This window comes from Rhodopseudomonas pentothenatexigens (assembly GCF_900218015.1).
Classification (GTDB): domain Bacteria; phylum Pseudomonadota; class Alphaproteobacteria; order Rhizobiales; family Xanthobacteraceae; genus Rhodopseudomonas; species Rhodopseudomonas pentothenatexigens.
Genome location: NZ_UFQQ01000030.1, coordinates 32,158 through 51,046 on the forward strand (window position 1 = coordinate 32,158; position 18,889 = coordinate 51,046).

Consider the following 18,889-nt stretch of genomic DNA (forward strand, 5'->3'; position numbering starts at 1 on the left):
CGCATGAGCTCGCCGAGCCTGGAAGACCGCGCGCTCGCCGCCTATCTCGGCTTCGCGATCGGCGATGCGCTCGGCGCCACCGTCGAGTTCATGACCAGATCCGAAATCGCGGCGCGCTACGGCGTGCACAAGGACATCACCGGCGGCGGCTGGCTGCGGCTGAAGCCGGGGCAGGTGACCGACGACACCGAGATGGCGCTGGCGCTCGGCCGCTCGCTGATCCGCTGCGCCGGCCTGGAGCTTGCCGACCTCTGCGATGAATTTGCCGCATGGCTCAAGACCGGGCCGGTCGATGTCGGCAGCACCTGCCGGCGCGGCATCCGCCGCTACATCACGACGGGCGAGATGCAGGGGCCATATTTCGACGGCGACGCCGGCAACGGCGCGGCGATGCGCATCCTGCCGTTGGCGCTGGCGACGGTCGGCCGGCCGCAGCAGGCCGAGGCGTGGACCATCGCCCAGGCCCGCGTCACCCACCATCATCCGCTGTCGGATGCCGCAGCGCTCACCCTGGTGAAGATGTTGCACGCGCTGCTGGCCGGCGAGGGACAAATCCGTGCCCGCGCCATCGCCGACGACCTGGTTCAGGCACATCGCTGTTTCGGCTTTGCGCCGTATCGCGGCCCCGCCACCGCCTATGTGGTGGATACGCTTCGCACCGTGCTGCACTATTACTTCGCGACCGGTGATTTCGCCGATTGCGTCATCGCCACCGTCAATCAGGGCGACGACGCGGACACCACCGGCGCGCTGGCGGCGATGCTCGCCGGCGCCACCTACGGACTTGCTGCAATTCCGAAACGCTGGCTCGACCGGCTCGATCGCGAGGTGGTCACAGCGATCCGCGATCAGGTGCCGAAGCTGCTGGCCTTGGCGGCCGGGCCGGACAATTAGCGTGCGGCCGCCGTTCTCATCGTTTGACGCCGGTCGCGCTCAACTCGTCCGACATCATGCCGATCAGCGTGGTGACGGCATCGGTCGCATTCTCCCCTCCGGCTACGGCGGGGCTCGGGACGGCCGAGCGATCGGACGTCGCAGGCCGGATCGGCGGGACACCGGGGCGAGCGGGCTGCGGAGGGGCGGTGCTCGTCGTCTGCGAGGCGGCCGGCTGCGGCATGGGCGCCTTGCCCGAGGGGGCAGCAACTGACGGACCGACGTCGCCGCGGCGGGACGCTGGAGCCGGGAGCTCGCCGCTCGGCGCGGCTTCGGCACGCCTGGCACCGGAGCGCAGTGACGGGGCGGACAGCTCCGTCGGGGGGATCTGATCGGGCTTGATCGGCGTCGGTCGCTGCGGCGGGGCCCGTTCCTGCGAGGTTCGTTCTGGGGCGGCGGTCGCTCCCGCCGTCCGACGGCCGGCGACTTGGTCCCACCGTCCTTGGCGCGCCGGTCCGGGGCTGGCCGGGGGAGCGCCGGACGTGTTCGGCCCGGGACTGGTCGGCGACGGCGCCCGGCCGGCTGCGATGCGCACGCGCGTTGACGGCTGCAAGCTTCCGCCAATCAGGCCCGACAACGTGCCCGGAGACACTGCCCCGGCCTGAGACGGCTCGGTGCCGGCCCGCTCGAGCACCCGCTGCCTGGCCCGGCGGACATCGTCGCGCACCCGCGTGGCGTACACGCTCGGTGGGGAAAAGAAGATCTTGGCGATCACCGGAACGATCTCGAGGAAGATCACCAGGAACCGCGTCATCCACGAGAACAGCGTGATCGTGCGGCCGTCCTTGGGATCGTTCTTCAATTCCTGGTAAGCGGCGATCCTCGTCAGAGGATCGGCTCGGTCGCTGCGCGCCTGCACGTAGCTGCGCTCCATCACCTCGCGGCGAAATTCCGCAACCCGCGCCGCCTTGTCGGCTTCCGCTTGCCGAAGTTCGTCTCGCGCAGCGTCCAGCTGCGCACGCAGCGCATCGCGCTTGGTCACCAGCGCAGCGCGGCTCTCCGCGTCGCGCTGCGCAGCAGCCGCAACCCGATCTGCCTCGGTCTTGCGCAGCGCCTCTTCACGACCTGCGATCTGGGCGAGTTCGGCCTGGCGCGACTGCAGGGTCGTCTCCAGCACGTCCTTCTGGCGCTTGGCGAACTCGAACCGCGGTCCTTGGCCGGTGCGGCCGGAATTCGACGCACTGAGCTTCTGGCCGAGCTCCTCGGCGTGCATCTCGGTGGCGTATTGCTGGATCGACGCCTCGATCTGCCGGATCTCGGCGCGGAGCACGGCTTCGCGGTCGGCGAGGGCCTTGGCCTTTTGTCCGATCTCCGCATCGGACAAGGCGTTGACGCCGTCCGATGCGGCGGTCTCCGCCAATGCGCCCAGCAGCGTCTGCTCGAGGGAGGCAAGCCTGGCCGAACGTTCTGCAATCTGCCGGTCGAGCTCTGCGCTGTAGCTGGTGAGTTCGTCGAACGCCGGACGGTTGGCGGCTATTCGGTCACGTTCGATCTTGGCGCTGATCGTGTCCGAGAAGATCGCCAGTTCGAGAAACAGCGCGATCACCCAGGCGAGCCCCAGCGAGATGGTCAGTCGCGTCGCGATTCGGACGAACCGGCCGGCGACGTGACGCCATCCGCCGGCATGCGACAGGCCGTCGTCAGGATGGAAGGCGCCCTGGACGAACCAGTCGGATTGAAACAGCGCGCGATCGAACATGAAAACCGTCGCGGCGACCACGATCGAGATCGCAATCCGGGCGGCCAACTGATCGATCATGTATCCGGTGGCGACGTAGGCGATGCCGAACACCACGGTGAAGGAGAGGCACAGCGAGAAACCGATATGCGTCGCCCACATCCGGTCAGTCGCGGGGCATTCCAACATCGTTGCACGGTCGACGCCTGCGACGAAGAACATCAAACGCTGGAACATGGCCGTGCGTCGCTCCGATCGTCCCTCGGCGATGCCGCTCGTCGGCGCCGGAATGGGTCGAGGTCGTCGGCATCGAAGCGACTGCGGCCGCGCGCCGCAAGGTTTTGCTTAATCGACGGTTAATATCGAGGCGTGACGCGGCGAGATTGCGCGGCGATGGGACGGTTGGAGGTAATATAGCAAGGGTGCAATGTCGCGTAGTGGCCCGCGCAGGGAGGCCCGGCGGTTGGCAGGGCTTCCCTGGAGACCTTGTCGACATCCCCGCCGAGTGCGCGCGGATGTCGCGACTGATCGGAGTGATCGGCCGGAGCCGCGAACCGGCCGTCGATGCCTGCCGAGGCACGCGGGCTGCGCGTGACGATCACCTGGATCGATTAGTGCTGTTCGATTTCGAGCAGCGCGACGAACTGATGAATGAAATCGAAGATGCCCCAGTACAGAGCGCCATGCGTGTCGATGTCGTCTGCGCGGAACGCCTGAGCGAATGAAGCCATGACTGCCACCCGTTTGTTGTTTTTGAGCGCCGCCGACGCCGTTGTGCGCCGGTGCGGGTGGCAGCGTCGGCGAAACCGCTTAACAACTGGTTGGAAGCGCAGGGCTCGTACTTTGGAGCGTTAGCGGAGATTGAAGGTGAAAGAACCGATCGTCGGGACGGACTACTTCGATACCAAGAATGCGGTCACGCTCGCCGCCTGCCGGAGACCAGTGCTCACCGACGAACACCGCTGCCGCACAGCCGGATGTTCAGTCATCGACGCGCGTCAGGGTCACCTTCAGCGACAGGCTGGGCGTTTCGTGCGCGTAGCCCTCGATCGCGACGTAGCCATCCTTCGCGACACCGTCGAACGTTACCTCGAACGGCTCGACCCCGAACACGGACAGCCGGGAATGATCCGACGAATGCCGGACACCGCGCAATTGGCCGGCGACGGCAACGCCGGTCTGCGAATACGTGCCGAGGTACAGGAAGGTCGAGTCGCCACCCTGGATCTTGCCGTCCTGCAGAAACACCACGCCGTGCGACTTCTTGCGCGCGGTCTCGAATGCGGCCTTGTAGAAACCTCGAAGACTGTCGGTCATATCCGCCCCTGCGATGGTCGCAGGTGCTCTACCACTCCCGGTTTAAATCGAGAAGCGGCGGTTGCATTCGGAGTCGAGAATGTTGCGGAAGCTCAGGCGCGGCGAGCGGGGTATCAGGTTCTGATCGCACGCGAAGTAATCCGAAAGCGGTCGATCGCGCTGCATCAATTTGCTGCACGGAGGCGGGAAAAGCGGCAGGATTCGCATCAACAATGCGCTTGACTTGAAGTAGGAACTCGACGACCGTAATCGTCAAGCGTTGGGCAACTAAGCCCTGAGACGCAAAGAGTTCTGAACCATTTCCGACACCGCGCTGATCGATGCGCGTTTGGTTGGTGGCGAAAGCGCCCTCGGCTCGACAGCCGGTGGGCGTTTTTTTGTTTTTGGACACGGGCATGACGAAGCGGCTGCGCATCGGTGTGATGTTCTCCACGACCGGCTCCTACGGGGCGGTCGGGCGCACCATGCTCAACGGCGTGTTGCTCGGGCTCGGCGAGGTGGCCGCCGGCGGAAACGGGCCGGAGATCGAGCCGGTCATCGTCAATCCTGGCGGCGACCTGTCGCAGTATCGCGATCTGGCCCACGATCTGCTGGCGTCGGGCGTTCGGCAGGTGATCGGCTGCTACACGTCGTCGAGCCGCAAGGAGGTGATCCCGTGCTTCGAGAAGCACGATGGCCTGTTGTGGTACCCGTCGCATTATGAGGGCTTCGAGAGCTCCGACAATGTGGTCTACACCGGCGCGTCGCCGAACCAGCACGTGTTGCCGCTGGTCGATTATCTCGCCGCCAAGCACGGCAAGCGCGCATTCTGCGTCGGCTCGAACTACATCTGGGCGTGGGAGAACAACCGGATCTTCCGTGAAGCGCTGATCGCGCGCGGTGGCACCGTGCTGGCCGAGCGCTATCTTGCGGTCGGCGACACCGACGTCGATCGCGCCGTCGCGGCGATCCTGGAGCAGCGCCCGGATTTCGTCTTCAACAATCTGATCGGCACCAGTGCCTATGCGTTCTTCCGCGCGTTTCGTGCTGCCTGCCGGGCCCGCGGCATTGACCAGGCCGCCGAGATCCCGGTGGCGAGCTGCACGCTGGCGGAGCCGGAGCTGGCCGAAATCGGCGCCGAAGCTGTCGACGGCCATCTGTCGTCGAGCGTGTACTTCGCCTCGCTGACCGGGGCGGCCAACGACGCTTTCACCCATGCCTACGCGACGAAATTTCCGGATGCGCCGCCGACCTCGGCCGATGCCGAGGCCTGCTATATCGCGGTCAAGCTGCTCGCCGCCGCTCTGCACCAGGCCGGCACCGACGAGGCTGGCGCGGTGCGCGCGGCGGTCGCCGATCAGCGCCTGGTCGCGCCGCAAGGCGAGGTGCGGATCGATCCGCAGACGTATCACGCCTGGCTGACGCCGCGGATCGGGCGGTCGACCGCGTCCGGCCAGTTCGAAGTGCTGCTCGAAGCTCCCGAGCCGATCGCACCCGATCCGTATCTGGTGCAAACCTCGCCGCGGTTCGCCGCCGCCATGCGTTCCCCATTGTTGAGGCTGGTGAAGTCATGACCTTTCGACCGGTTCAGAACTTCAAGGGCGGCCGTGCGCTCGTGGTGATGGAGCGCACGGGCAGGGAAGGCGCGCTGGAGCCGACGCTGGCCAAGCTCGGCGTCGGCTGCGAGGCACTGCCGATCGTCGACGGCCGGGCTCAGATCGACCTCGCATCGCTGCAGCCGGATCGCGACATCCTGTTTGTCGACGGCGATCTCGACGGCGTGCTGGCGATCGAGCTCAATCCGCTGTCGCACCTGCCGCCGGTGCCGGTGATCGGGCTGGTCGGCGTCGAAGCGCCGAGCCGGCTGAAGGCGCTGGTCAATCTCGGCGCCACCGCGTTCCTGCGCAAGCCGGTGCACGGCGGCGCCGTGTACTCGGCGCTGTTCATGGGCATCAACCAGTTTCTCCTGCGTGGCGGGATGCAGGAGCGCCTGCAGACGCTCGAGGAGCGCCGCCGCGGCCGTCGTGCCGTGCTGCGCGCCGTGGTCCAGCGGATGCAGGACAGCGGCCTCGACGAGGACGGCGCTTACGACCAGATCCGCCGGGAGAGCATGCGCGTGAGGCAGAGCCTGGAGAGCTATTGCGAGGATCTGCTGAGCCGACGGGCGAGGCCGCCCGATCCCTCTGGCCACACCGGCATCCCGCCGCTGCACCGTGGCGACAAACGAGCGATGTAGGAGACAGCAACATGACCAGAACTGGGTTACGGGGACTGCATGCCGCAGTCCTCGCGGGGACGCTCGTCCTCGCGTCAGGCGCGGCGCTGGCCGCGGAGAAGCCGATCAAGCTCGGCGTGCTGGAGGATCAGTCGGGCGATTTCGCGGTGGCGACGATCGGCAAGGTCCACGCCATCCAGCTCGCCGCCGACGAGATCAACAAGGCCGGCGGCATCATGGGCCGGCCGCTCGAACTGGTGGTGTACGACACCCAGTCCGACAACACCCGCTACCAGGAGTTCATGCGCCGGGTGCTGCAACGGGACAAGGCCGACGCGGTGTTCGCCGGCTTCTCCTCGGCCTCACGCGAGGCGTATCGGCCGATCGTCGATCAGCTCAACGGTCTGGCTTTCTACAACAATCAGTACGAAGGCGGCGTCTGCGACGGCCACATGATCGTCACCGGCGCGGTGCCCGAGCAGCAGTTCTCCACGCTGATCCCGTGGATGATGGAGAAATACGGCAAGAAGGTCTACACGCTGGCCGCCGACTACAATTTCGGCCAGATCTCGGCCGAGTGGGTGCGCAACATCGTCAAGCAGCACGGCGGCGAGATGGCCGGCGAGGAGTTCATCCCGCTCGGCGTGTCGCAGTTCTCGCAGAGCATCCAGAACATCCAGAAGGCCAAGCCGGACTTCATCGTGACGCTGCTGGTCGGCACTGCGCAGGCTTCGTATTACGAACAGGCCGCCTCCGCCAACGTCAACCTGCCGATGGCGTCCTCGGTCAATGTCGGCCAGGGCTACGAGCACAAGCGCTTCAAGCCGCCGAGCCTGAAGGACATGTACGTCACCACCAACTACATCGAGGAAATCGACTCGCCGCAGAGCAAGGCGTTCCTGGCCAAATTCAAGGCCAAGTTCCCCAACGAGCCGTACGTCAATCAGGAGGCCGAGAACTCCTACCTCGCGGTGTATCTCTACAAGCAGATGGTGGAGCGGGCGAAGTCGACCAATCGCGACGACATCCGCAAGGTGATCGCGCAGGGCGACGTCTGCATGGACGCGCCGGAAGGCAAGGTCTGCATCGATCCGAAGAGCCAGCACATGTCGCACACCATCTACCTGGCGCACGTCAATGCCGACCACTCGATCGACTTCCCGAAAGTCTGGCCGGATATCAAGCCGTATTGGCTGGGTGAGGCCGGCTGCGACCTGACCAAGAAGGATCCGATGGCGCAATACACGCCGTCGAACCCGCCGCCCAAGTAAGTGCGGCGGACCGCTCCGGCGCACCCTGACGCGCCGGAGCGGTCGCTCTCTCCCGTCAACGGTTCTTCATCGGGCTGCCGCCCGTGCCGCGGCCCTCCACGCCACCTTGCTGGACGTCAGATGGACATCGCCACCTTCGCCTTCGCGGCGCTGTATCAATTCGCCGACGCCTTCGCCTTCCTGGTGCTGTCGGCCTGCGGGCTCGCCGTGATCTTCGGCATGATGGGCGTCATCAATCTCGCCCACGGCGAGTTCATCATGTGCGGCGCCTATGTCACCGCCACCGCCGTGCACGCCGGGCTGCCGCTGCCGCTCGCCATCCTGACCGGAGCGGTGGTCTCAGCGGTGGTCGGCATGCTGGTCGAGTTCGTCGTGGTGCGGCATCTCTATGAGCGACCGCTCGACACCATCGTCGCCACCTGGGGGCTCAGCCTGATCTCGACCCAAGGCACGCTGATCGTGATCGGCTCGACCATGGCCGGTGTCGGCACGCCGTTCGGCAGCTTTCAGGTCGGCGCCTATTCGTATTCGATCTATCGGATCGTGCTGTTCCTGGCCGCGCTCGGTGTGCTCGGCGGGCTGTACGCGCTTTTCAACTGGACGTCGTTCGGCGTCAAAGCACGCGCCACCATCCAGGTGCCGCATATGGCCGATGCGCTCGGCGTCGACACCCGCTGGATCTACAGCCTGACCTTCGCCTGCGGCGCCGGGCTCGCCGGCCTCGCCGGCGGGCTGTACGCGCCGACCATGACGCTGGTGCCGACGATGGGCGCGACGTTCCTGATGGAAGCGTTCGTCACCGTGGTGATCGGCGGCGCCGACGTCTTCCTCGGCACCGCGCCGGCGGCTGCCGTGCTCGCGGTGGTGAAGTCGGCGATGACCTCCTGGCAAGGGCAGTTGTTCGGCCAGATCGGCCTGCTGGTCGCGGTGATCATCGTGGTTCGGGTGCTGCCGAAAGGCATCTCCGGCTTCCTGCTGCGCGAACGGACCTGAGGGAGGCGAGGGTGAACGGTTTGATCTCTGTGTTTCGCCGGCTCGAAGGCCCGCAGACCAAGGGCCGCGGCAAGCTGTTCTGGTCGGTGTTCGTGCTCGCGCTGATCGGCGCGATCGCGTATCCGATGTTCAGCGACGGCTACACCGTCGGCAACACCGCGTACTTCTTCGTCTGGGTGTTCATTGCGCTCAGCCTGTGCCTGATCTGGGGCTATGGCGGCGCGCTGTCGTTCGGCCAGACCGCGTTCTTCGGCATCGCGGGCTACAGCTACGGCATCCTGACGCTGAACTTCGGCGCGGCGTATGGCTTCACGCTCGTCGCCGTGCTCGCGGCGGTCCTGATCGCCGCGGTGGTGGCGCTGCTGCTCGGCTATTTCATGTTCTTCGGCCGGATCGAGGGCGTGTTCCTCGGCATCGTCACGCTCGCCGTGACCTTGATGCTGGAGCGCTTCATGGCCCAGACCGCCGGCCCGGAATGGCGGATCGGTGCGGCGCGGCTCAACGGCTTCAACGGCATGAGCGGGATGCCGCCGATCACCATCCCATGGTTCGATGGGCCGATCGTGCTGTTCGCCGATGTTGGGCTTTACTATCTGATCCTGGCGCTGGTGGTCGTGGTCTATCTGGGCTTGCGCATCCTGGTGAACTCGTCGTTCGGCAACGTCATCGTGGCGATCCGTGAGAATCCGGAGCGCGCCGAAATGCTCGGTTACGACATCCGCAAGTATCAGCTCGTCAACTTCGTGATCGGCGCCGGGCTCGCCGGCCTGTCGGGCGTGCTCTACACCGCCTGGGGCCAGTACATCACCCCGTCGAGCATGGGGATGACGTCGGCGGCGCTGCCGCTGATCTGGGTCGCGGTCGGTGGCCGCAGCGACCTGACCTCGACGCTGGTCGGCACGCTGGTGGTGCTCGCCGGTTTCCAGGCCCTGACGATCTACGGCAGCCAATATGCGCTGGTGGTGATGGGGCTTCTGCTGGTGCTCACCGTGTTGATCGCGCCGAATGGCCTGGTGCTGGGAGCAATGAACGTGATCGGCCGGCTCGTCGCCCGCGCCAAGGGAGGACGGAACTGATGGCGCTGCTGCAACTCCGTGGCCTGAACAAGCATTTCGGCGGGCTGCACGTCACCAATCAGGTCAACCTGTCGTTCGAGACCGGCGAGATCCACTGCCTGATCGGCCCCAACGGCGCCGGCAAGAGTACGCTGTTCCGGCTGATCCTCGGCGAATACGCGCCGGGCTCAGGCGAAATCTTCTTCGCCGGCGAGGATATCACCGCGCTCAAATCGTTCGCGCGGATCGCGCGCGGGCTCTCGGTGAAGTTTCAGGTGCCCGGCGTGTTCAAGGGGCTGTCGGTGCGTCAGAACCTGGAGATCGCGCTGCAACGGACGCGGCATGGCGCCGAGCTCGACCGGGAGATCGACCGGTTGCTAGCGTTCCTCGGCCTCGAAGCCGAGCAGAAGCAGACCGCGGGCAATCTCAGCCACGGCCAGAAGCAGTGGCTCGAGATCGGCATGGCGACCAGCCTGAAGCCGCGGATGCTGCTGCTCGACGAACCGACCGCGGGCATGTCGCCGGAAGAGACGTTCCAGACCGGCGAGATGGTCAAGCGGCTGAATGCCGAAGGCATGACGGTGCTGGCGATCGAACACGACATGGCGTTCGTCCGCCAGGTCGCGCAGCGCGTCACCGTGCTGCATCTCGGTCAGGTGTTCGCGCAAGGCTCGATCGACGACATCGTCGCCGACGAGCGGGTCGCGGCGATCTATCTCGGGCAGGCTCATCACCATGCGTAAGGAAGTCATCCTCAACACCGTGGGGCTGCGGGCCGGCTACGGCGGCAAGCCGGTGCTGCAAGGTCTCGAGATCGAGGTCCGCGAGGGCGAGATCATCGCGGTGATCGGCCGCAACGGCGTCGGCAAGTCGACGCTGATGAAGAGCCTGATCGGCCTGATCCCGGCGATGGACGGCTCGATCGTGTTCCGCGGCGACGCCATCGAGCATCTGCCGGCGTTCAAGCGGGCGCGGCTCGGCATCGGCTATGTGCCGCAGGGCCGCGACGTGTTTCCGCGGCTCAGCGTCGGCGAGAACATCGCGGTCGGGGCGTCGATCAAGGGGCGGCTGACCGAACAGCAGCGGCGCGAGGTGATCGAGACGTTTCCGATCCTCGGCGAGCGCTGGAGCCAGCGCGCCGGCACGATGTCCGGCGGCCAGCAGCAGCAGCTCGCGATCGGGCGGGTGCTGGTGGCGGATCCCGAACTGATCCTGCTCGACGAGCCGTCCGAAGGCATCCAGCCGAACATCGTCCAGGACATCGCCCGCGACATGGTCGCGCTCAACGCCAAGACCGGCGTCACCATCATCCTGGTCGAGCAGAATCTCGACATGATCCGGGCGATGGCGCAGCGCTGCTACGTCATGGACAAGGGCCGGATCGTCGCCGACCTCGACCGCGCCGCGCTCGACGACGAGGCCGAAATGCGCCGCCACCTCGCGGTGTGACCGAATTCAACAAAGGAGACCAACATGGCCTGGCAGACTGAATCGATCATGGCGCGCAAGGGCGTCGCCAAGGGCGTGCGCGGCAAGAGCCACACCATTACAGAGGCCGAGCAGGGCAAGTATCACTACGTCTACGGGCCGTATTTCGACAAGGTGCTGACCGTCGACCCCGGCGCCGTGGTTGCGGCCGAAACCCACGACGCGTTCGAGGGCGCGATCAAGAGCGAGACCGACGTTCCGTCCAAGATTCTCAACTTCCCGTTTCTCAATCCGCAGAACGGCCCGATCTGGGTCAACGGCGCCGAGAAGGGCGATACGCTGGCGGTTTATATCGAGAGCATCGTGCCGCGCGGGCCGCAGCCGCGCGGCACCACGGTGGTGATGCCGGAATTCGGCGGCCTGGTCGGCACCGGCAACACCGCGCTGCTCAATCCGCCGCTGCCGGAGCGCGTCAAGAAGCTCGAAATCACCGCCGAGCACGGCACCAAATGGAACGACAAGATCACGCTGCCGTATGAGCCGTTCATCGGCACCATCGGCACCTCGCCGGAGATCGAAGCGATCTCGTCGCTGGTTCCGGACTATTACGGCGGCAACATGGACCTTCCGGACGTCGGCGTCGGCGCCATCATCTATCTGCCGGTGAACACCGCAGGTGCGCTGCTGTATCTCGGCGACTGCCACGCCGCCCAGGGCGACGGTGAACTCTGCGGCGTCGCGATCGAGCATCCGACCGTGACCACGGTGCAGATCGATCTGATCAAGGGGTGGCCGATCCACTGGCCGCGGCTGGAGACCAAGGATTTCATCATGACGATCGGCTCGGCGCGGCCGATGGAGGATGCCGCCCGCATCGCCTACCGCGAACTGTGCCGATGGATGGCGGCGGACTACGGCTTCGACGAGATCGACGCCTATATGCTTCTGACGCAGGCCGGCCGTGTCCGGCTCGGCAACATGGTCGATCCGAAGTACACGCTCGGAGCGTCGATCAAGAAGTCGTTCCTGGTGTGAGGGGAGCGACGGCGATGTCGCAACTGCTGAAGGTCGCTACCGTTCAGTTCGAGCCGATCATGGCCGAGAAGGAGCGCAACATCGCGCGCCTGCTCGATCTGTGTGAGGAGGCGGCGGTGGGCGGCGCCAAACTGATCGTCACCCCGGAGATGGGCACCACCGGCTATTGCTGGTTCGATCGCGCTGAGGTAGCGCCGTTCGTCGAGCCGATCCCGGGGCCGACCACGGCGCGGTTCGCCGAACTGGCGCGCAAGCACGATTGCTATATCGTCGTCGGCCTTCCGGAGGTCGATGAGGACGGCATCTATTTCAATTCCGCCGTTCTGATCGGCCCGGAGGGATTGATCGGGCGTCACCGGAAGACGCATCCTTACATCTCCGAGCCGAAATGGTCGGCGGCGGGCGATCTGCACAATCAGGTGTTCGACACCCCGATCGGGCGGATTTCGCTGTTGATCTGCATGGACATCCATTTCGTCGAGACGGCGCGACTGATGGCGCTAGGCGGTGCCGATATCATCTGCCACATCTCCAATTGGCTCGCCGAACGCACCCCTGCGCCGTATTGGATCAGCCGGGCGTTCGAAAATTCCTGCTACGTGATCGAGAGCAATCGCTGGGGGCTGGAGCGGACCGTGCAGTTCTCCGGCGGAAGCTGCGTGATCGCGCCGGACGGCAGCATCGCCACCGTGATCGACGGCGGCGACGGCGTGGCGTTCGCCGAGATCGATCTTGAAACCGCGCGGGCGCGGCGGATCGGCGGCGAGGCGGTGTTCCGGCAGCGGCGGCCGGAACTGTATCCGGAGCTGCTGACCGGCACCTTCAGTTGGAATCCGTACGACTTCTTTGGGCTTTACGGCCACGAGGCCTGGCCGAAGGGCAAGCGCTCCAGGCTCAGCGCCGCGCAGTTCGCCCCGAGCGGCGACATCAGCGCCAATCTCGATCGGATCGAGACGCTGGCGCGACAGGCGAAGGCCGCCGGCGCGGAGATGGTGGTGTTTCCGGAATTGAGCCTTACCGGGCTGGATGATCCGGCGCGTACTGCCGTCGCTGTGCCGAGTCCGGCGACTGACCGGCTCGCTGCGCTGGCGGGCGAGCTGTCGCTGCATCTTGTCTGCGGCCTCGCCGAGCGCGACGGCGACGTGCTGTACAACAGCGCGGCGCTGATCGCCCCGGACGGCGGCATCACCACCTATCGCAAGACGCATTTGACCGAGGACGAGCGGAGCTGGGCTACGGCTGGTGACAGCTTCGTCTTGAACGATACGCCGCTCGGCCGGGTCGGCCTGCTGATCGGCCACGATGCGATGTTTCCAGAAGCCGGCCGCGTGCTGGCGCTGCGCGGCTGTGACATCATCGCGTGCCCGGCGGCGATCGCGACGCGGTTCAGCACGCCGCATGCCGGCACCAGCGTCTCTCAGCCGGCGCCGATCCCGACCGGCGCCGATCCGCACCACTGGCACCACTTCCGGGTCCGCGCCGGCGAAAACAACGTGTTCTTCGCTTTCGCCAACGTTGCCGATACGGCGCGCGGCTATCCGGGGCTGAGCGGCGTGTTCGGACCGGACACCTTCGAATTCCCGCGCCGCGAGGCACTGATCGAAGGCGGGGAGGGCGTCGCCACCGCGACGATCGACACCTCCAATCTCGACAGCGTTTATCCGACCAACGTGGTGCGGCGGAAGGATCTGGTGGCGATGCGGATGCCGCACAGCTACCGGCCGCTGGTGCAGGCCGTCGCCGGCAACTACTAACCAAGGGGAGCGAGCATGGATCTGGGATTGAAGGGCGCCAAGGTACTGGTCACCGGCGGCACCAAAGGCATCGGGCGGGCGATCGCCGAAACCTTCGCAGCCGAAGGCGCGCATGTCGGCCTGTGCGCGCAATGCGGCAGAGGTCGACAGCGCGGTGGCGGCGCTGCAGGCGACCGGCGTGTCGGCCTTCGGCGGCGCCGTGGATGTGTCCGATGGCCCGGGGTTGAAAGCATGGGTCGCCGACATGGCGGCCAAGCTCGGCGGCATCGATGTGGTGGTCGCAAACGTCAGCGCGCTGGCCATCGGCTCGGACGAAGAGAGCTGGGCCAAGGGCTTCGCCACCGACATGATGGGTACGGTGCGGCTGGTCGACGCCGCGATGCCGTTTCTCGAACAGAGCCAGCAGCCGGCGATCGTCACCGTCTCCAGCGTGTCGGGGCGTGAGATCGACTTCGCGGCCGGACCGTATGGCACCTTCAAGGCGGCGATCATCCACTATACCCAGGGTCTCGCGTATCAGCTCGCCGGCAAGGGAATCCGCGCCAACACCGTCTCGCCCGGCAATACGTATTTCGAGGGCGGCGTGTGGGAGCAGATCAAGAACGGCAACCCCGATCTCTACAACACCGCGCTGGCTCTCAACCCGACCGGCCGGATGGGCACGCCGCAGGAGATGGCGAATGCCGTGGTGTTTCTGGCCAGCCGTGCCGCCAGCTTCATCACCGGGACGAACGTCGTGGTCGACGGGGCGCTGACCCGCGGTGTGCAGTTCTGATCAACGACGGCCCGGAAGTTGCCGTTCTATTTCTGTGCAATGGAATGATGCTGGCCTCCAATACCGTCGTTGCGTTGTGACGACGAAATAACTGCGGACCGCGTCCTGATCAGTTGCGACGCGGCCCACGGATCAGGCTATACAGCCGCGTTTCCGGGGAGGACGCGGTGCCGAGTAGCAGCAGTGACTGCGCGATCTGCCGATCCGCGACCGAGCTGCTGCGCGCGCGGCCATTGCTCGAGGGCTATGAGCTCCGCGACTACCCGTGTCCGCAATGCGGCGGCGTATTTCAGATCGTGGTCAAATGCGAGGAAACTCGGCCGACTCAGCGGCCGAAGCCGGACAACCGTTGAGACGATCGCGGTGTCCGGGCGCGTGCCGCTGGACAACGGCGTCGTCGATCCGAAGCGTCACCGGATCGCCGACGCCGAGGCCGGAGACCTCCGACAGGCGCAGCCGCAATGTCCGGCCTTCGACCAGCACCGCACAGGCGTCGCTGCTGTCGCACGCGCCGAGATAGATGCCGGTGAGGAGCAGCGGATCTTCGCCTACAGCGCCGACAAGCGACGCCGCAGGTGTGCCGTCGAACACGACCTCACCATGCTCGAGCCGGATCACGCGGTCGGCGAGGCGGAGGATTTCGGACGGATCATGGCTGACCAGCAGCGTGGTGGTGCCGAAGCGCCGATGCAGCCGCAACAGATCGTCCTGCAGCTTGCGTCGCATCGCCGGATCGAGCGCCGACAGCGGTTCGTCGAGCATCAGCAGCGAAGGTTGCCGCGCCAGCGCCCGGATCAGCGCCAGCCTCTGCTTCTGTCCGCCCGACAGACGGTCAGGCATGGCGTCGGCCAGCCCATCGAGCTCCACCAGTTGCAGCAGCTCGTCGACCTCATCGGAACGCGCGCGTGAACCGATCGCATAGTCGACATTGCCGCGCACCGTCATGTTCGGAAACAGCGCGTAGTCCTGAAACACCAGTCCGATCGAACGCTGGCGCGTCGGCACGTGGATCCGTGCCGCGGTGTCGCACCACAATGCCGTCCCGACGCGGACGCGACCCTCGGCGGGCCGTGCCAGCCCCGCTATGGCGCGAAGCAGGGTGGTCTTACCGGACCCGGAGGGACCGGCAATCGCCACCAGCGCTCCCGTCGCGATCTTAAGGTCGATATCGAGTGCGAACGGTCCGGCCGGGCCGGTCAGCGGCATCCGAACCTGCAGCGCGATCTCCTCAGCCATTGTCTTGCATCCGGTGCCATGGTGCGGTTATCGTTATATAGTGAAATATACAACGGCCTCCGGGCCTGCTAGCAAGGGTCCGATTGTTCAAGCCAAGCGGGGGGTGGGATGTCTGTGTGGACCAAGGCGGCGGTTGTCGGCGCTGCGATGATGTCGTGGGCGGGGCCGGTCGTAGCCGAAGAGATCACCTTGGCGGCGGGCGCCGGCTATCGGCGGCCGATCGCCGAGCTGGCCACGGCCTACGAGAAGCAGTCCGGCGACAAGCTGCTGCAGGTGTACGGCCACATGGGCCAGGTGCTGGCGCAGGCCCGGGAAAGCAGTCAGATCGTCCTGGTGTGCGGCGACAAAGCGGTGCTGGAGAAGGCCAAGGATCTCGGCTTTGCGCAGATCGCGCCGCTCGGCATCGGCCGGCTGGTGATCGCCTATCGCAAGGGGCTGGCACTCGCGAAGCCTGAAGACGTGTCGGCGCCCGAGGTCAAGCGGATCGGCATCCCGGATCAGGCCAGCGCGGTGTACGGCAAGGCCGGTCGGCAGTTTCTCGAACGCAGCGGGCTCGCCGCGACGGTCGATCCACGGCTGGTCCCGGTCGCGACGGTGCCGCAGGTGACCAGCTACGTCGCCAGCGGCGAAGTCGATGCCGGCTTCATCAACGCCACCGATGCGATCGGCGCGGCCGGTAACATCGGCGGCTATGTCGCGGTCGACAGCAAGCTGTACGATCCGGTCGAGATCGTCTGCGGCGTACGGCCCCCGGCCGCGAAGGCCGCCGATGGCTTCGTGCAATTCCTCGGCACCGAGCAGGCTCGTACCATCCTGCAGCGCCACGGATTGTAAGCCGCGATGCTGGCAGCGGCGATCGAGGCGCTACGCGATCCGGCGCTGATCGCCCCCGCGCTGCTGTCGCTCGAGATCGCCGCTGCGACCCTGGTGCTGCACATCGTGCTCGGCACCTTGCTCGGCTGGGCGCTGGCGCAGCGATCGTGGCCGGGCCGCACCGTGCTCGACGCGCTGGTGACGATTCCGCTGGTGTTTCCGCCGATCGCGCTCGGTTTCTTCCTGCTGCTGCTGCTCGGCCGCCGCAGCCCGGTCGGGCAGTGGCTCGATGCCGGGTTCGGCTTCAGCTTCGTGTTCTCGGTCGAGGGCGTGCTGTTGGCCTCGGTGATCGCCGGCCTGCCGCTGGTGGTCAAGCCGATCGAGGCGGCGATCGCCAGCGTGTCCCGCAGCCTCGGCGAGGCGTCGCGCACCCTCGGCCGCAACGAGCTGGAGACCTTCCTGTTCGTGATTCTGCCGAACATCCGCGGCGCGATCGTCGCCGGCCTGGTGCTCGGCACCGCGCGATCGCTCGGCGAGGTCGGCATCACCTTGATGCTCGGCGGCAATATCGTCGGCAAGACCAACACGATCTCGCTCGAAGTCTACAACGCGGTGTTCAATGGCGAATACGGCCGTGCGGTGGTGTTGTCGGGGCTGCTCGGCATGGTGTCGCTGGGCGTGTTCGCACTGCTGCGGCGGGCGTCGCGGCCGATCCCGAATTGAGCGCGGACCGCCCGAGTCCTATCGATCGCGCGACAGCTTGGCGCCGAGCTTCTTCAGTGAATCGGGCGAGGGCGGCGCATTCTTGAATTCACGGATCGCTTCCGCCAGTTCCTGGTCGGTCATCGGCGTGGACGGCTGTCTCAGGCTCCCGCCCGCCAGACCGTTCGCGATCAGATCGAGATGTTCGTCGGATCCGTCGAAGAACTGGCGGATGCGTGCGAGAAAGGCTCTGTAGGGCAAGATACCTCCGATGGAGCCACCGCGCGCTGATTGCTGGGCGGATGCTCCTCGACTTGCTGTTCCGGCGATGGAACGCGTCGCCGCAATCTAGGCAGGAAGCCACCGTGGGTTTGTATCTTTTGATACGACGCGCATTGCCGCAGATCGGAATTGCTTTTTACGCGGGACCTGGAACTGCGGCGCTTGCGCGCAAGGGGCACCCGACGGCGGAGCCGCTGAGTCGAAGGTTTGCGCGATGGGGGCGGAAGTTGGCTGGCGGAGACGGAGGGATTCGAACCCTCGATAGGGCTTTACAACCCTATAACGGTTTAGCAAACCGCCGCCTTCAGCCACTCGGCCACGTCTCCGGTGCGCTCGATATGCCCGACACGGTCGCCGCTCGCAAGCGGGATTGCGCGAATTGAGGGCGCGACCTTTGGGCCTGTGCACGACGTGCGCGCCGCGATCGCGACGAAACCCCTGATCTTCCGGTTCCATCGCATTGTTGGCGCGCGCTCGGATTCGCCCGAGCCAAGGAATCGATTCTCAGGATTCGCCGGCCGCGGCACCGCGGAACGGTCCTGTCTGATCCACTCATCCACCTCCAGCCGAGTGCTGCAACGCGGCATCGGTAGTCGAGGGTGTCTGAAAAAATGCTTGTAAGCCAGTGACTTAGATGGAGGGGTGAAATGCTCTGAGTGTTATTTGTGCAACACCCATTCGAAAACGGGCCGCGAGCATGGCTCCCTTGTTGCTTGTGCATCACTGTTAGGTAATTGTCGTGGTGCGACGGAGGGGGGCATCCCGAGGTCGCCCCGTATTAGGTGGTTCGCTTAAGTCCCTCGCGTTCAGCGGGTGTGTCCAAAGGCGCGAAGCGGCTAGGCGGGTTTCTGGGACTAAGGGACCACAGCGGGTGCTTGCACTTTGCGGATCGGAACCTTCCCGACAGAGCAACTTGGAGGTTTACATGAACATTGTTAAGGGCCTGTTCCTCGGCTCAGCGGCGGCTCTCCTCGCCGTCGGCGGCGCTCAGGCGGCCGATCTCCCGTTGAAGGCCAAGGCGGTCGAATACGTGAAGGTCTGCTCGATCTACGGCGCCGGCTTCTACTACATCCCGGGCACCGACACCTGCATCAAGCTCGGCGGCTATCTGCGCGCCGACGTGACGATCGGTGGCGGCTCGGCCTACAACATGCCGGCCTGGAACGGCAACGCCGGCCAGAAGAACCGCCTCGCCAACGACTACATCTTCCGGTCCCGTCAGGATCTGAACATCGATACCCGCACCGCGACCGAGTATGGCGTGGTTCGCACCTACTTCGATGCGACCTTCAACTGGACCACCGGCACCGACACGGTCGCCAACGGCTCGCTCGGCGTGTACTACGCCTTCATCCAGTTCGCCGGCTTCACCTTCGGTAAGGCGGTGTCGCAGTTCGATACGCCCTGGACCGGCTATCCGGGC

The 18,889-nt window shown here is 65.8% G+C and carries 19 protein-coding genes, 1 tRNA gene and 1 pseudogene; 15 read left to right on the top strand and 6 right to left on the bottom strand.

Annotated features, from left to right (window positions below):
- Nucleotides 1–3: 3 nt before the first annotated feature.
- Nucleotides 4–894 carry an ADP-ribosyl-[dinitrogen reductase] hydrolase gene (gene draG, locus DWA33_RS21405; protein ID WP_114360527.1) on the top strand — a complete coding sequence of 297 codons (891 nt, stop codon included), beginning with the start codon at nt 4–6 and terminating at the stop codon, nt 892–894.
- Between the two features lie 16 nt (nt 895–910).
- On the opposite strand, the gene DWA33_RS21410 is transcribed toward draG, so the two are convergent.
- Complete coding sequence (locus DWA33_RS21410) at nt 911–2,848, bottom strand: DUF4407 domain-containing protein (protein ID WP_114360528.1); 1,938 nt, start codon at nt 2,846–2,848, stop codon at nt 911–913.
- A 278-nt stretch (nt 2,849–3,126) separates the two neighbouring features.
- Here DWA33_RS21410 and DWA33_RS25295 point away from each other — a divergent pair, with 278 nt between their 5' ends.
- Nucleotides 3,127–3,336: a hypothetical protein gene (locus tag DWA33_RS25295; protein ID WP_167443250.1), complete on the top strand. Its 210-nt coding sequence runs from the start codon at nt 3,127–3,129 to the stop codon at nt 3,334–3,336.
- A 256-nt stretch (nt 3,337–3,592) separates the two neighbouring features.
- On the opposite strand, the gene DWA33_RS21415 is transcribed toward DWA33_RS25295, so the two are convergent.
- Nucleotides 3,593–3,928 (bottom strand): hypothetical protein, encoded by a 336-nt coding sequence (locus DWA33_RS21415; protein WP_114360529.1) that lies wholly within the window; start codon nt 3,926–3,928, stop codon nt 3,593–3,595.
- Nucleotides 3,929–3,956: 28 nt separating this feature from the next.
- On the bottom strand, nt 3,957–4,361 hold the full coding sequence (locus DWA33_RS24995) for a hypothetical protein (protein ID WP_147270275.1): 405 nt from the start codon (nt 4,359–4,361) through the stop codon (nt 3,957–3,959).
- Here DWA33_RS24995 and DWA33_RS21420 point away from each other — a divergent pair.
- The 10 genes and pseudogenes from DWA33_RS21420 to DWA33_RS21465 all read left to right on the top strand — a co-directional run bounded on the left by DWA33_RS21420 (nt 4,324) and on the right by DWA33_RS21465 (nt 14,433).
- Entirely contained in the window at nt 4,324–5,481 is a 1,158-nt protein-coding gene (locus DWA33_RS21420; protein WP_114360530.1) for a transporter substrate-binding domain-containing protein, read from the top strand. The two genes, DWA33_RS24995 and DWA33_RS21420, sit on opposite strands and share 38 nt — an antisense overlap.
- Nucleotides 5,478–6,143 carry an ANTAR domain-containing response regulator gene (locus DWA33_RS21425; RefSeq protein ID WP_114360531.1) on the top strand — a complete coding sequence of 222 codons (666 nt, stop codon included), beginning with the start codon at nt 5,478–5,480 and terminating at the stop codon, nt 6,141–6,143. Before DWA33_RS21420 ends, DWA33_RS21425 begins: the two co-directional genes overlap by 4 nt.
- Before the next feature lie 11 nt (nt 6,144–6,154).
- Nucleotides 6,155–7,393: an urea ABC transporter substrate-binding protein gene (locus DWA33_RS21430; protein ID WP_114360532.1), complete on the top strand. Its 1,239-nt coding sequence runs from the start codon at nt 6,155–6,157 to the stop codon at nt 7,391–7,393.
- A gap of 120 nt (nt 7,394–7,513) precedes the next feature.
- Nucleotides 7,514–8,386, top strand: a complete 873-nt coding sequence (locus tag DWA33_RS21435; protein ID WP_114360533.1) for an ABC transporter permease subunit — start codon at nt 7,514–7,516, stop codon at nt 8,384–8,386.
- A gap of 11 nt (nt 8,387–8,397) precedes the next feature.
- Entirely contained in the window at nt 8,398–9,462 is a 1,065-nt protein-coding gene (locus tag DWA33_RS21440) for a branched-chain amino acid ABC transporter permease (protein ID WP_114360534.1), read from the top strand.
- Nucleotides 9,462–10,184: an ABC transporter ATP-binding protein gene (locus DWA33_RS21445; protein ID WP_114360535.1), complete on the top strand. Its 723-nt coding sequence runs from the start codon at nt 9,462–9,464 to the stop codon at nt 10,182–10,184. Before DWA33_RS21440 ends, DWA33_RS21445 begins: the two co-directional genes overlap by 1 nt.
- Nucleotides 10,177–10,890: an ABC transporter ATP-binding protein gene (locus DWA33_RS21450; protein ID WP_114360536.1), complete on the top strand. Its 714-nt coding sequence runs from the start codon at nt 10,177–10,179 to the stop codon at nt 10,888–10,890. Before DWA33_RS21445 ends, DWA33_RS21450 begins: the two co-directional genes overlap by 8 nt.
- Before the next feature lie 24 nt (nt 10,891–10,914).
- On the top strand, nt 10,915–11,904 hold the full coding sequence (locus tag DWA33_RS21455) for an acetamidase/formamidase family protein (RefSeq protein ID WP_114360537.1): 990 nt from the start codon (nt 10,915–10,917) through the stop codon (nt 11,902–11,904).
- 14 nt (nt 11,905–11,918) lie between these two features.
- A complete protein-coding gene (locus tag DWA33_RS21460; protein ID WP_114360538.1) occupies nt 11,919–13,658 on the top strand; it encodes a nitrilase-related carbon-nitrogen hydrolase in 1,740 nt (579 codons plus the stop codon).
- Nucleotides 13,659–13,673: 15 nt separating this feature from the next.
- Nucleotides 13,674–14,433: pseudogene (locus DWA33_RS21465) on the top strand (SDR family NAD(P)-dependent oxidoreductase).
- Nucleotides 14,434–14,733: 300 nt separating this feature from the next.
- Here the strand turns inward: DWA33_RS21465 and DWA33_RS21470 are convergent.
- Complete coding sequence (locus DWA33_RS21470; RefSeq protein ID WP_114360539.1) at nt 14,734–15,669, bottom strand: ABC transporter ATP-binding protein; 936 nt, start codon at nt 15,667–15,669, stop codon at nt 14,734–14,736.
- Nucleotides 15,670–15,777: 108 nt separating this feature from the next.
- Between DWA33_RS21470 and modA the strand changes: the two genes are divergently transcribed.
- Both modA and modB read left to right on the top strand, forming a co-directional pair.
- Nucleotides 15,778–16,503, top strand: a complete 726-nt coding sequence (modA, locus tag DWA33_RS21475; protein ID WP_114360540.1) for a molybdate ABC transporter substrate-binding protein — start codon at nt 15,778–15,780, stop codon at nt 16,501–16,503.
- A 6-nt stretch (nt 16,504–16,509) separates the two neighbouring features.
- Nucleotides 16,510–17,205: a molybdate ABC transporter permease subunit gene (gene modB, locus DWA33_RS21480; protein ID WP_114360541.1), complete on the top strand. Its 696-nt coding sequence runs from the start codon at nt 16,510–16,512 to the stop codon at nt 17,203–17,205.
- Nucleotides 17,206–17,223: 18 nt separating this feature from the next.
- Here the strand turns inward: modB and DWA33_RS21485 are convergent, their stop codons facing one another.
- A complete protein-coding gene (locus DWA33_RS21485; protein ID WP_114360542.1) occupies nt 17,224–17,445 on the bottom strand; it encodes a hypothetical protein in 222 nt (73 codons plus the stop codon).
- Nucleotides 17,446–17,698: 253 nt separating this feature from the next.
- A tRNA-Ser gene (locus tag DWA33_RS21490) sits at nt 17,699–17,792 on the bottom strand.
- A 599-nt stretch (nt 17,793–18,391) separates the two neighbouring features.
- Between DWA33_RS21490 and DWA33_RS21495 the strand changes: the two genes are divergently transcribed.
- Nucleotides 18,392–18,889, top strand: a 498-nt coding sequence (locus tag DWA33_RS21495; protein ID WP_147270277.1) for a porin, incomplete at its 3' end; no start/stop codon positions are given.